9 protein-coding genes are annotated in these 13,064 nt (G+C 67.7%); all 9 read right to left on the bottom strand.

The window, feature by feature from the left end:
* Positions 1-51: 51 nt before the first annotated feature.
* The 9 genes from P2PM1_RS05050 to P2PM1_RS05010 all read right to left on the bottom strand — a co-directional run bounded on the left by P2PM1_RS05050 (position 52) and on the right by P2PM1_RS05010 (position 13,016).
* The gene (locus P2PM1_RS05050; RefSeq protein ID WP_186398343.1) at positions 52-1,137 is read right to left on the bottom strand and encodes an NAD(P)-dependent oxidoreductase; all 1,086 of its coding nucleotides are present in this window, start codon (positions 1,135-1,137) and stop codon (positions 52-54) included.
* Positions 1,138-1,150: 13 nt separating this feature from the next.
* Positions 1,151-3,826, bottom strand: coding sequence for a nitrate reductase (locus P2PM1_RS05045; protein ID WP_186398342.1), 2,676 nt, complete (start codon positions 3,824-3,826; stop codon positions 1,151-1,153).
* Positions 3,827-3,830: 4 nt separating this feature from the next.
* Positions 3,831-4,166, bottom strand: coding sequence for a nitrite reductase small subunit NirD (gene nirD, locus P2PM1_RS05040; protein ID WP_186388472.1), 336 nt, complete (start codon positions 4,164-4,166; stop codon positions 3,831-3,833).
* Between the two features lie 5 nt (positions 4,167-4,171).
* On the bottom strand, positions 4,172-6,622 hold the full coding sequence (nirB, locus tag P2PM1_RS05035) for a nitrite reductase large subunit NirB (protein ID WP_186398341.1): 2,451 nt from the start codon (positions 6,620-6,622) through the stop codon (positions 4,172-4,174).
* A gap of 4 nt (positions 6,623-6,626) precedes the next feature.
* Positions 6,627-8,357, bottom strand: a complete 1,731-nt coding sequence (locus tag P2PM1_RS05030) for an ABC transporter ATP-binding protein (RefSeq protein ID WP_186398340.1) — start codon at positions 8,355-8,357, stop codon at positions 6,627-6,629.
* A gap of 4 nt (positions 8,358-8,361) precedes the next feature.
* The gene (locus P2PM1_RS05025) at positions 8,362-9,441 is read right to left on the bottom strand and encodes an ABC transporter permease (protein WP_186388082.1); all 1,080 of its coding nucleotides are present in this window, start codon (positions 9,439-9,441) and stop codon (positions 8,362-8,364) included.
* Between the two features lie 79 nt (positions 9,442-9,520).
* Positions 9,521-10,912: a CmpA/NrtA family ABC transporter substrate-binding protein gene (locus tag P2PM1_RS05020; protein ID WP_186398385.1), complete on the bottom strand. Its 1,392-nt coding sequence runs from the start codon at positions 10,910-10,912 to the stop codon at positions 9,521-9,523.
* A 359-nt stretch (positions 10,913-11,271) separates the two neighbouring features.
* Positions 11,272-12,420, bottom strand: a complete 1,149-nt coding sequence (locus P2PM1_RS05015) for a CmpA/NrtA family ABC transporter substrate-binding protein (RefSeq protein WP_186398339.1) — start codon at positions 12,418-12,420, stop codon at positions 11,272-11,274.
* Positions 12,417-13,016: an ANTAR domain-containing response regulator gene (locus P2PM1_RS05010; RefSeq protein ID WP_186388084.1), complete on the bottom strand. Its 600-nt coding sequence runs from the start codon at positions 13,014-13,016 to the stop codon at positions 12,417-12,419. The genes P2PM1_RS05015 and P2PM1_RS05010 overlap by 4 nt, the downstream gene beginning before the upstream one ends.
* Positions 13,017-13,064 lie beyond the last annotated feature (48 nt).

Genomic DNA, 13,064 nt, shown 5'->3' with positions numbered 1-13,064 from the left:
CGCGCGCGTTCATCGGCGGGCGGCAAGCCAGCCGGGCCCCGGCCTGCGATATCATTCCCGCCCCATCGCGCGACGGGACAATACAGCGACACCCGCCGCCTCGCCGTCCGCGGCATCCCCGACACCCGGCACCAGCCGGCTCGCCACGCCCTGTCGGTGCAGCGCATCGAGAAACGCGGCCGCTTCCTCGCTGCTGCCGTCGCCCGGGACCAAACGCACGACCTGGCGTCCCTGTGCCGCCAGTTGCGCCGCCAACGCCACGCCCTCGCGATCCGGCGAACCCTTGCCGCTGACACCGGCAACCAGCAGCCGGCGTGCCTCCCGCCGTGCCAGATCCAGCACCTCGCCAGATACCCCCTCGCCATAGAGGACCACATCCGCGCCTTGCAGCGCGCGGATCGCCTTCATGGTCAGGTGCTCCGCTGGCCCCGGCCCGGCACCGACCAGCGTCACGGATCCGGTCTCCATCGCACCGGCCAGCGCCAGCCGCGACACCACCGCCTCCCAATCTCGCCCACCCCCGACGGGCGGCCGGCCCGAGAAGGCCTGGCCGGAAAAGTCTTCCCAGAACAGCCGCCGGCGGCGGCCGGCGGGCAGCCGCGCCATCACTCCGGTCCTGATGCGCGCGGCGAGAGCGGCCCAGTCGGCGAGCGCATTCGGCAGCAGGGTCTCGATCCGCTGGCGGATCGCCTGCCCCAGGATCGGCGCGGCCCCGCTTGTCGAGATGCCGACGACCACCGGCGAGCGGTTGACGATGGAGCCGAACTGGAAGTCGCAGAAATCCGGCCGGTCGATCACATTGCACGGCACGCCGGCGGCTTTCGCAACGGCGGCGAAGCGCTCTGCCTCCCTGTCGTCCTCGGCATCGGCGAGCGCCACCGCCATGCCGGCGAGGCTGTCCGGGCTCCAGTCCCTGGCATGATGGACGAGCCGGCCGTCGACGGCGGCGTCCTCCAGCAGGCCGCGCATCGCATCGCCCGGCTCGGGCGAGCAGACATGGACCTCGGCGCCGGCTGCCGCCAGCAGTTCCGCCTTCCAGGCGGCCGCATCGCTTCCACCGGCGACCAGGACCGGACGACCGGCCAGCGGCAGAAATACCGGCAGGCAGGCAAGCTTGCCTACCCGTGGCGCCCTCACGCCCTCCACTCCCTCAGACGGCTTCCGCAATCGGCGCATGATCCGCTTCCTCCTGTTCGAGCCGGGCAAGGATCGCGCCGATCTCCGAACGGCAGGAACCACACTGGGTCCCGGCCTCCAGCGCCTCGCCGATCGCCGCTACGCTCACCGCGCCTCCGCGCGCAGCCGCAGCGATCTGGTTGATGCCAATGCCGCGGCAGGAACAGACGATGGCGCCGATGTCCCGCGCGGCACCGCCGGGACGACCCGCCAGCAACGAGAACCGCTCACGCTCCGCAAGCGCGCCACTGGCAAGCAGCCCCGACGCCCAACTGCGCGACACGGCCACCGGCGCGCGCGAGAAGAAGAACGCAGCAAGGAGCCGCTCTCCCTCGAACCAGGCCATGCGCAGGTCGCCGCTCGCCGTGTCCAGGTATGAAAGGCCTGCTGCTGGACCGCAGCCGGACAGCCGGCCTGCTAGGGCGACAAGGTCCACGTCATCCGCTCCGGCGCATTCCAGCCTGACGCCGCCGTCCGCCGGCGCCAGTGCCCAGTAGTCGGTGCCGACGCTTGCCGGGCGCGCTCTCATCACCGCAAACCCGTACCAGCGCGCGGCGAAGCGCCGAACCGAGACCGGCGTGAACTTCGATCCCGGCTGCCCGGAGATCGGGTCCGTCTCAGGCGCCACCACCGCATCGATTCGCCCAGGGGAGGAAAACTGCCCGCTCCAGTGCATCGGCGCGAAGACCGAGCCTTCCTGTGCCCGCTCGCTCACCAGCACCCGTAGCAAGGCCCGCCCATGCGGGCTTTCGACCACGGCGAGATCCGCATCCTCGAGCCCGGCCGTCGCGGCGTCGCGTGGGTGGATCTCGCAGAACGGTTCGGCGAGATGGGTGAAAAGGCGCGGGCTCAGCCCGGTCCGGGTCATCATGTGCCACTGGTCGCGAATGCGGCCCGTATTGAGCACCAGCGGATAGCGCCGCGGATTTGTTCGCGGCGGCACATACGCGACCGGCACCAGCACCGCCCGCCCGTCGCCGGTGTAAAAGCTCCCGTCGCCAAAGAACCGCGCCCGGCCTTCCTTTGCACCCGCCGGCTGTGGCCACTGGAACGGCGCCAGCGTCTCGTAGTCCTGCGCCGCAATCCCGGCATGGGCGCCGATGTCGAAATCCCGCCTGCCGCCATTGCCCGCTGCCGAGAGCGCTGCGTGCTCACGGAAGATGTCAACGGGCGCGCGGTAGTCGAACGCGTCCGCATGGCCCATCCGCCGCGCCACCTCGGCAAGTGTCCACCAGTCCGGCCGCGCCTCGCCGGCAGGTGCGCGAAAGGCCCGCTGCCGCGAGATCCGGCGCTCGGAATTGGTGACCGTGCCGTCCTTTTCGCCCCAGGCCGCGGCTGGCAGCAACACGTGGGCACAGGGCACCGTGTCGGTGCGGCGGGTCACGTCGGACACGACGACGAACTCGCAGGCCTCAAGCCCCGCGCGCACCGCATCCGCATCCGGCAGGCTGTCGACCGGATTGGTCGCCATGATCCAGATCGCGCGGATGCGTCCCTCGCGCACCGCCTGAAACATCTCCACGGCTTTCAGCCCCGGTCGCTCGGCGATGCGCGGGCTTTGCCAGAAGTCCCGCACCAGCTTGCGATGGTCCGGATTTTCCAGCGCCATATGCGCCGCCAGCATGTTGGCGAGGCCGCCGACCTCGCGTCCGCCCATCGCGTTCGGCTGGCCGGTCACCGAGAAGGGGCCGCAGCCCGGCCGGCCGATCCGCCCGCTCGCCAGATGCACGTTGAGGATGGCATTGACCTTGTCGGTGCCGGTCACCGACTGGTTCACGCCCTGGCTGTAGACGGTCACCGTCCTCGGCGTCTCCGCCACCCAGCGGTAGAACAGGGCGATGTCACTGGGTGCGAGACCCGTCTCACGCGCCGCCGCTCGAAGGTCTGCCGGACCGGCGGCGGCAAGCGCGGCCTCCACGCCGCTCGTATGCCGCGCAAGATAGGTCCGGTCGAGCTTGCCCACCTCGGCAAGATGCGCGAGCAATCCGTTGAACAGCGCCACGTCCGTGTCGGGACGAAGGGCGAGATGCAGGTCGGCGACCGCGGCCGTCGCCGTTCGCCGCGGGTCCACCACCACGACCCTGAGCCCGGGCCGCGCCGCCCGCGCGGCCTCCAGCCGCTGGAACAGCACCGGATGACACCAGGCAAGGTTGGAGCCGACCAGCACCACAAGGTCGGCCTGCTCCAGATCCTCATAGGTGCCGGGCACCGTATCGGCACCGAAGGCGCGGCGGTGCCCCACCACAGACGAGGCCATGCAGAGCCTGGAGTTCGTGTCGATATTCGCCGAGCCGATAAAGCCCTTCATCAGCTTGTTGGCGACATAGTAGTCCTCGGTGAGGATCTGACCCGACACATAAAAGGCAACGCTATCCGGCCCGTGCTCGGCAATCGCTTGCGAGAACTTCGCCGCGACGAGATCGAGCGCCGCTCCCCAGTCGGCCCGTTCGCCGCCGATTTCCGGATGCAGCAGCCGCTCAGCGTCGACAAGCGTATCGGCCAGCGCCGATCCCTTCGAACACAATCGTCCGAAATTTGCCGGATGGTCCGGGTCGCCGGCAACGCTGACCCGGCCGTCGTCATGACGGGTGGCGATCACCCCGCAGCCGACACCGCAATAGGGACATGTCGTGCGCACGCTGTCCGGCATGAGCCTATTCCTCCGCCGCCGGCAGCCGCGCTCCAGCGATCAGCAGCACGCCGTCGCGCACCGTCACCGGATAGGTCGCGACCTGCCCCTCATCGGCGCCCTGCGCCACGCCGCTGGCAAGGTCGAACACCCAGTTGTGCAAGGGGCAGGTCACGGAGGTGCCATGCACGATGCCCTGGCTGAGCGGTCCGCCCTTGTGCGGGCACCGGTCATTCAGCGCATAGACCCGGTCGTCCTCAGTGCGGAACACCGCGATGCAGCCCGCCGGCGTCTTCACCACCCGCGCACCGGCACGGGGAATGTCCTCCAGCCGGCCGATCTCGATCCACTCCGCCGTCATCGCGGTCATTGCGCGGCCTCCAGTTCAAGGATCGCCAGCGGGTTGAACTCGTGCTTGTCCTTGCCGGAGACGCGCTCCGACCACGGGTCAACCTGGGCGAACTGCTGCGAGAAGACGAAGCGCTCGTAATAGGCCGCACGGCGGCCCGCATCGTCCATGATCTGCCGGCGGATCTCGTCGAGGCCGATGCGCTTCGCCCATTTGTAGATCCGTTCCAGGTAGTGGCCCTGCTCGCGATACATCTGCACCAGCGCGGCGATGTGCCGGAGCGCCTCCTCTGCCGTTGCCACATGGCCGAGAACTTCCGTACCCTTGATGTCGAGCCCGGCCGCGCCGGCGAAATGGATCTCGAAGCCGCTGTCGACGCAGATCACCCCCACGTCCTTGCAGGTCGCCTCCGCGCAGTTTCGCGGGCAGCCCGACACGGCCATCTTGACCTTGGCCGGCGTCCACGAGCCCCACATGAACTTCTCGATGGCGATCCCGAGGCCCGTCGAATCCTGCGTGCCGAACCGGCACCAGTCCGAGCCGACGCAGGTCTTCACGGTGCGCAGCCCCTTGGCATAGGCATGGCCGGAGACGAAGCCGGCCTTGCCGAGATCCTCCCAGACCGCCGGCAGGTCCTCCTTGCGGATGCCCAGCATGTCGATGCGCTGGCCGCCGGTCACCTTCACGGCCGGGATATCGAACTTGTCGACGACATCGGCGATCGCCCGCAATTCCTTGGCAGAGGTCATCCCGCCCCACATGCGCGGCACCACCGAATAGGTGCCGTCCTTCTGGATGTTGGCGTGCACCCGTTCGTTGATGAAGCGCGACTGGTAGTCGTCCGCGTATTCGTCGGGCCAATCGCAAACGAGATAGTAATTGAGCGCCGGCCGGCACTTGGCGCAGCCGCCGGACGAGCGCCACTCCAGCTCCTGCATCACCGCCGGAATGCTCTTGAGCTCTTTCGCGCGGATCAGCCGCCGCACCTCGTCATGGCCGAGCGGCGTGCAGCCGCACATCGGCTTGACCGCCTGCGGCGTGAACGCGTCCCCCAGCGTTGCCTGCATCACCTGCTCGACCAGCCCGGTGCAGGTGCCGCAGGAGGCGGACGCCTTGGTATGCGCACGCACCTCGTCGAGCGTCGTCAGTCCCTTTTCCCGGATCGCGCCGACGATCCGCCCCTTGCACACGCCGTTGCAGCCACAGATCTCCGCCTCATCCGGCAAGGCTGCAACGGCCGCCATAGGGTCCAGCGGGGCACCCCCCTGGAACGACTGGCCGAAGATCAGCGTCTCGCGCATCTCCGAGATGTCGGTGCGGTTGCGGATATGGTCGAAGAACCACGGTCCGTCTGCCGCCTCGCCATAGAGCACCGCCCCGACGATGCGGTTCTCTTTGAGAACCAGCCGCTTGTAGATGCCCGAGGCTGCATCGCGCAGCACGATCTCCTCGCGGTCCTCGCCATCGGCGAAATCGCCGGCGGAATAGAGATTGACGCCGGTCACCTTGAGCTGGGTCGCCGTTTCCAGCGGCCGGAACGCCGCTGTCTCGCCCAGCAGCGTCTTCGCCGCGACGCTCGCCATGGTGTAGAGCGGCGCCACCAACCCGTAGCAGACGTTCTGGTGCTCGACACATTCGCCCACCGCCAGGATGTCCGGGTCGGAGGTCAGGGCCTGATCATCGATGAGGATGCCGCGCTCGACCTCAAGGCTCGCATCGACCGCGAGCCGCGTCTCGGGACGGATGCCGACGGCCATCACCACCAGATCCGCCGGATAGACCGTGCCGTCATCCAGCAGAACCGCCTCGACACTCTCATTTCCGAGGATCGCCTTGGTCTGTGCCTGCGTGTGAACGGTGATGCCGCGCCCCTCCAGTTCCTTGCGCAGCAGGTGGCCGGCGGCCGGATCGAGCTGACGCTCCATCAGGTGCCCCATCAGGTGCAGGACCACCACCTCCATGCCGCGCGAACGCAGCGCCGCCGCCGCTTCCAGGCCCAGCAGGCCGCCGCCGATCACCACGGCACGGGCTCCGGGCTGCCCTGCAGCCTCGATCATCGCCTCGACATCATCGAGATCGCGAAAGGCGCGCACGCCCGGCAAGTCGCGCCCGGCGACCGGGATGATGAAAGGCGCCGAACCCGTGGCGATCACCAGCTTGTCGTAAGGCGTTTCGCCGCCTGCGCTCGTGACCGTCTTCGCATCCCGGTCGATGCGCGTTACCGCTTCTCCGAAACGGCAGGTGATGCCCTTGCCCGCGTACCAGGCGGCGTCATGGGTGACGATGTCCTCGTAGGCCTTGTCCCCCGCCAGCACCGGCGACAGCATGATGCGGTTGTAGTTGCCGCGCGGTTCGGCCCCGAACAGCGTGATGTCATAGGCGTCCGGCGCCGCCTCCAGCAGGGTTTCCAGCAGGCGGCCGGACGCCATGCCGGCACCGATCACGACCAGTTTCTTCTTCGTCGTCATTGTCTCACTCCGCGGCTGCAAGGCGGGCGTCCTTCTGGCGCGCGATGCGCACCGCCCGACGCTCGGTGATGGCGGCAAGCTGGGCCGCATCCGGGTTGGCGCCGCCCTCATAGGCCTCGAGAAACTCCAGCAGCTCCTCGCGATAGGCGTAGTAGTCGGGATGGGAGATCAGCGCCTTGCGCGAGCGCGGCCGCGGCAGATCCACCTCCATGATGTTGCCGATGCGGGCATTCGGCCCGTTCGACATCATCACCACCCGGTCGGCGAGCAGGATCGCCTCGTCCACGTCATGGGTGACGCAGATCGCCGTCACCGCGCTGCGGGCCCACACATCCATCAGCACGTCCTGCAATTCCCAGCGGGTCAGGCTGTCGAGCATGCCGAAGGGCTCGTCGAGCAGCAGCAGCTTGGGCGACAGGGCGAAGGCCCGGGCGATGCCCACCCGCTGGCGCATGCCGTTGGACAGCTCCGACGCGCGCTTGTGCATGCTGTCGGCGAGCCCGACGCGGCCGAGATAGTGCTCGGCGATGTCCCGCCGCTCCTCGCGTGTTGCGCCCGGATGCACCTGGTCGACACCGAGCGCGACGTTCTCGTAGGCCGTCAGCCAGGGCATCAGCGACGGCGCCTGGAACACGACGGCCCGGTCGGGTCCGGCTTTGGTCACATGGGTGCCGTCCAGCACCACCGCGCCGCCGGAGATCGGGTTGAGGCCGGCGGCCATCGACAGCACCGTCGACTTGCCGCAGCCCGAATGGCCGATCAGCGTCACGAACTCGCCCTTGCGCATGGTCAGTTCGAAGCCGTCGACCACGGTCAGCGGTCCCTTCGGCGTCGGATAGACCTTGCGCAACTCGCTGAACTGCAGGAAGCGCTCGTCCGCCTGCCGCACCTCGCCCTGCTCAGCCCGTCCCGCCGGGCGGAGTTCGGGCAGGCGCAGCACGGCGGCCTCCTCCCCGCCCCGCGCGGCGCCGGCCTCCATCAGATACGCGGTCACCTCCGCCCGCAGCGCGATGAAGGCATCGTCATGGTTGAGCTCGCTGCGATCGCGCGGCCGCGCGAAGGGCACGGCAAACTCGCGGCCGAGCGTTGCCGGCCGGCCGGGAAGCAGCGGCACGATGCGGTCCGCCAGCAGGATCGCCTCGTCCACATCATTGGTGATGAGGACGATGGTCTTCTTCTCCTTCTCGCAGATGGCCGCAAACTCGTCCTGCAGCTTCGCCCGGGTCAGCGCGTCGAGCGCCGACAGGGGCTCATCCAGCAGCAGTACCTCGGGGCGCATGGCCAGCGCCCGCGCCACCGCCACCCGCTGGCGCATGCCGCCGGACAGTTCCGCCGGCCGCCGGTCGCGGGCATGGGCGAGGCCGACCATGGCGATATAGTCCTCGGCGATCGCCACCCGCTCCGCCTTCGGCAGCTTGCCGAAGACGCTGTCGACCGCCAGCATCACGTTGCCGAAGACGGTCAGCCACGGCATCAGCGAGTAGGACTGGAAGACGACGCCGCGCTCCGGCCCCGGCCCGTCGATCTCGCGGCCCTTGTAGATCACCCCGCCGCTGTCGGCCTCGATAAGCCCCGCCAGCAGCGAAATCAGGGTCGTCTTGCCGGTGCCGGAATAGCCGACAATGGCGATGAACTCGCCCTCGGCGACCTTCAGGTCGATGTCGGCAAGCACCTCGGTACGCGCATGGCCCTCGCCATAGCCCTTCGACAGCTTGGAGATTTCCAGGATCGTCATCGCCTCACCTCGTCGCGGAGAAGGTGAAGGCGCGCTGCAGCGCATACATCACCCGGTCGAGGGCAAAGCCGATCAAGCCGATGGTGAGAACCGCGACCATGATGCGAGCGAGCGACTGCGAGGAACCGTTCTGAAACTCGTCCCAGACGAATTTTCCGAGCCCCGGGTTCTGCGCCAGCATCTCGGCTGCGATCAGCACCATCCAGCCGACGCCGAGAGACAGGCGCAGCCCGGTGAAGATCAGCGGCAGCGCCGAGGGCATGACCAGCTTCACCACCGTCTTGCGGGTGGAGAGCTGCAGCACCCGGCCGACATTCATCAGGTCCTTGTCGACCGAGGCGACGCCCAGCGCCGTGTTGATCAGCGTCGGCCACATCGAGCACAGCGTCACGGTGACCGCCGAGATCAGCAGCGATTTTGGCAGCCAGTCGGCCGGGTCCGCATAGAGTGCCGAGACGATCATCGTGACGATGGGCAGCCAGGCGAGCGGCGACACCGGCTTGAAGATCTGGATCAGGGGATTGATCGCGCCATTGAAGGAGCGCGACAGGCCCGAGGCGATGCCGAGCGGCACGGCGATCAGCGTCGCTATGCCGAAGCCCAGCCCCACCGTCACCAGCGAGGTGACGATCTGGTCGAGATAGGTCGGCTTGCCCGTATAGCTGCGCCACTTCACCTGGTCGTGCCGGCCGGCCGCCTCCAGCTTGGCGTTGCGCTCGTCCTGACGAGCAAAGAAGTCCGCGGCCTTTTCCCGTTCGCGCAGATGGTCCTGCCACAGGTTGCCGGCCTGCTCCCAGACCTCCGCCGGCCCGGGCACGGCACCGAGCGAGGTCTGCACCTTTGGCGCCAATACCGCCCAGGCGACCAGAAAGACGGCGATGCCGACCAGCGGAATGACCAGCAATCGCTTGAGCTCTCCGAGCTGCTCGCGCGGATCCTCGCCGAGCGCCAGTCGGCCCAGCGGCACCAGCCAGGAGAGACCGAGGGCGTCGAGCCATCCGGCCGCCCGCGACAGGGCGGAAAGAAGCAAGCTGCGGCGGGAGGCGCCAGCCGCATCCGGTGCGGTGGTTTCGGCATGTGCCATGGAAACTGTTCCTCTTGTCCTTCGCGGGCGAAAGCACCCGGCCGGCCGGCAGCGGCCCGCCGGCCGGGCGCACGCGGCCTCAGCCGCCGATCACCTCGTTGCCTTCGACCGTCTGCCCGCTCTTCAGGCCGATCGGCAGGCTGTCGATGTAGGCGTTGGGGGCGCGGCCGTCGTAGGGAATGCCGTCGATGATGTCGGCGGCCGGGGTCGGTGCCCGGTAACCGTCGCTGTCGAAGGGGAAGTCGGCTTCCGCGGCCAGCCCCTCGTCGACCAGCAGGCGCGCGGCCTTGAGGTAAATCTCCGGTAGGTAGACCTGCTTCGCCACCTCCGCATACCACTCGTCCGGCTTGTGTTCGGCGATCTGGCCCCAGCGGCGCATCTGGGTCAGATACCAGACCGCGTCCGAATAGAAGGGATAGGTCGCGTGGTGGCGGAAGAAGACGTTGAAGTCCGGCACCTCGCGGATGTCGCCCTTCTCGTATTCGAATGTGCCGGTCATCGAGTTGGCGATCACTTCCTGGTCGGCGCCGACATATTCGGGCCGCGACAGGATCTCGACCGCCTCCATGCGATTGGCGTTGTCGTTCTCGTCCAGCCACATGGCAGCGCGGATCAGCGCCTTGGTCAGCGCCAGGACGGTGTTTGGATTCTCGTCGACGAAGGCCTTGGTCAGGCCGAACACCTTCTCCGGATTGTTCTTCCAGATCTCGTAATCGGTGATAACCGGCACGCCGATGCCCTTGAACACCGCCTGCTGGTTCCACGGCTCGCCGACGCAGTAGCCGTTGATCGTGCCGGCCTCGAGCGTTGCCGGCATCTGCGGCGGCGGCGTCACCGACAGCAGCGCCTCGGCCTTGATCTGCCCGGAAATGTCGGAGGTGGAGTAGAAGCCGGGATGAATGCCGCCGGAGGCGAGCCAGTAGCGCAGTTCGTAATTGTGGGTCGAGACCGGGAAGACCATGCCCATGTTGAACGGGCGTCCCTGCGCGCGGAAAGCCTCCACGACCGGCTTCAGCGCGCTTGCCGGGATCGGATGCACCGGCTTGCCGTCGGCCTGCATCTCCAGATGCGGCTTCATCATCTGCCACACCTCGTTGGAGACGGTGATGCCGTTGCCGTTGAGGTCCATCGAGAAGGGCGTGACGATATGCGCCTCGGTGCCGAAGCCGATGGTCGCCGCCAGCGGCTGGCCCGCCAGCATGTGGGCGCCGTCGAGTTCGCCGGTGATCACCCGGTCGAGCAGCACCTTCCAGTTGGCCTGCGGCTCCAGGGTGACGAACAGCCCCTCGTCCTCGAAGAACCCCTTCTCATAGGCGATCGCCAGGGGGGCCATGTCGGTCAGCTTGATGAAGCCGAATTTCAGCTCGTCCTTCTCGACCATCAGCATGTCGGCCTGTGCGCTCGCCGGCAGGATCGCGGCGAACGCCAGAAGGCCGATGGCCGCGCGGCGGACAGGGTGCGGGATCTGCATCACGTCTCTTCTCCCTCTGCTCGGGCCGTCCCTCTGAGATCGGCCTCGGGCCAACAAAAAAGCCGCCGTCGAGACGCAAGGCGCGGGAGGGCGCTGGCTGGTCTCAACGGCGGCTTTGCCGGAACGCCCGTCCTTGGGCGTGCTATGTCGTGGCCATCTTTGGCACGTTGTTTCCCTTGCAGGAGGCGTGCCAGTTGCGGATTTCCCGACAGTAAATTGATTTCACAGAGAGAATCGCAACACCTGAAAACCGGGCAGATCCACAGGCGCCGAAAGCCCGGGCACTTCGCACAGGCAGGTGACCAATCCTTGTGCAGCGCAACAAGAAACGGTGGCGCGAATACGAAAGGGAAAGGGCGTCAGGCGCGGACCGGGAAGGCTGCCGCATAGTCGGCAACCGCATCGGGATCGAAGCCCACGCCATCAAAGAAGGTGAGGCTCGCGGCTTCGGCCCGCAGACCCGTCGCGGCCTCCAGCAGATCGGGGCGATAGGTCGCCCGCACCCTCGCCTCGCGCTCGGCGCTGTGCGTTACCTGTCCCCAGCGGAGCATCTGGCTGTAGAACCACAGCGCGTAGGCAGGCTGCGGGCTGAGCGCGGCCTGCCCCGCAAAGGACAGGAAATCCGGGCGTGAAAGCGGCTCGTCGCGCGACAGCAGCAGTTCGCCCGACAGTGCCGGACGGCAATACTCCGCCGGACAGTCGAGATAGTCCGGTCCGGACAGCAGTTCCGCCAGCTCGCGATGGTTCTGCGGGTCGGCGCACCACGTTGCCGCTCCCGCCAGTGCCCGGATCAGTGCCGCCAGCAGGTCGGAATTCGACGCGGCCCATTTGCGCGTCACGCCCAGCACCTTCTCCGGGCTTTTCGGCCAGATCGCCGCCTTGGTGGTGACGATGCGGCCTGTGCCGGCAAGGACGGCCGCCGTGTTCCAAGGTTCGCCGACACAATAGCCGTCGAGCCGATCGGCCGCCAGTGCGTCCGCCATCAGCGGCGGCGGCAGCACGGTGATCTCCACGTCCCTGTCCGGATCGATGCCGGCGGCCGCAAGCCAGTAGCGCAACTCGTAGGCGTGGCCCGAGAACGGGTGCACGACGCCAAAGCGCAGCGGGGCGCTCCCGCCGGATGCAGAGATCACCGCCTTGAGCGCCCGACCCGTTCCGGCCGGATCGCCGTCGCGAGGCGCGCCGTGGTCGCACATGCGCTGCCACAGGATGTTGGAAACCGTGATGGCATTGCCGCCGAGCCCCAGCGTCATCGGTGCCAGCATCGGCACGGCGAGCGAGGTGATTTCCAGGGACGCGGCAATGGGCATCGGCGCCAGCATATGGGCAACGTCGAAATGGCCGATGGCGATGCGGTCGCGGATATTGGCCCAGGAGGTCTCGCGCACCAGCTTCAGGATCACTCCCTCGCGCGCGGCAAAGCCCCGCTCCGCCGCCGTCACCAGCAGCGCACTGTCGAGAAGCGGGATGAAGCCCGCAATCACCGTGTCGCCGTCCGCTCGCCTCATGCCTCGTCCCGTTTCTCCAGCAGCCCTGCGGAGATCACGAGGCCTTCCGCCACCTCGATGATCCTGCGGCCCTGGTTCATCGCCGTCTTGCGCAGCAGCCGATAGGCCTCGTCCTCGCCGATGCCGCGGTTGCGCATCAGGATGCCCTTGGCCCGTTCGATGGTCTTGCGCTCGGCCAGTTCGTTGCGCGCCGCCTCCAGTTCCTGCGACAGCCGGTTGAACGCATTGAAGCGGCTGATCGCCATGTCGAGGATCGGCTTGACCCGCTCGCGCTTCAGCCCGTCCACCACATAGGCGGAGACGCCCGCGTCCACCGCCGCCTCGATGGCGCCGGCCTCGGAGCGGTCGACGAACATGGCGATAGGCCGGCGGACCGCGCGCGAGACCTGAAAAATATGCTCGAGCTGGTCGCGATTGGGGTTTTCCAGGTCGATGACGATCACATCCGGATCGATCTCGGTAATCTTCCGCACCAGGCCGTCCATGCCGTCGACAACGATCACCCGCTCATGCCCGGCATCGCGCAATCCCTGCTCGATGATGGACGAGCGGATCCGGTTCGTATCGATCACAAGAATGGCGAGCTGCTCACGCATGCCCACATAATGCGCATGCCATAAAATTGTTCAATCAAACTTTGCTGC

Source organism: Stappia sp. P2PMeth1, assembly GCF_900185735.1.
Classification (GTDB): domain Bacteria; phylum Pseudomonadota; class Alphaproteobacteria; order Rhizobiales; family Stappiaceae; genus Stappia.
The sequence above is the reverse complement of the archived record's forward strand: the minus strand, read 5'-3'. Positions and strand labels throughout refer to the sequence as shown.

Bases quoted from the DNA above. Each gene is read 5' to 3' on its own strand.
- P2PM1_RS05045 (WP_186398342.1), bottom strand. From the start codon at position 3,826: ATGCCGGACAGCGTGCGCACGACATGTCCCTATTGCGGTGTCGGCTGC.
- nirD (WP_186388472.1), bottom strand. From the start codon at position 4,166: ATGACGGCGGAGTGGATCGAGATCGGCCGGCTGGAGGACATTCCCCGT.
- nirB (WP_186398341.1), bottom strand. From the start codon at position 6,622: ATGACGACGAAGAAGAAACTGGTCGTGATCGGTGCCGGCATGGCGTCC.
- P2PM1_RS05030 (WP_186398340.1), bottom strand. From the start codon at position 8,357: ATGACGATCCTGGAAATCTCCAAGCTGTCGAAGGGCTATGGCGAGGGC.
- P2PM1_RS05025 (WP_186388082.1), bottom strand. From the start codon at position 9,441: ATGGCACATGCCGAAACCACCGCACCGGATGCGGCTGGCGCCTCCCGC.
- P2PM1_RS05020 (WP_186398385.1), bottom strand. From the start codon at position 10,912: ATGCAGATCCCGCACCCTGTCCGCCGCGCGGCCATCGGCCTTCTGGCG.
- P2PM1_RS05015 (WP_186398339.1), bottom strand. From the start codon at position 12,420: ATGAGGCGAGCGGACGGCGACACGGTGATTGCGGGCTTCATCCCGCTT.
- P2PM1_RS05010 (WP_186388084.1), bottom strand. From the start codon at position 13,016: ATGCGTGAGCAGCTCGCCATTCTTGTGATCGATACGAACCGGATCCGC.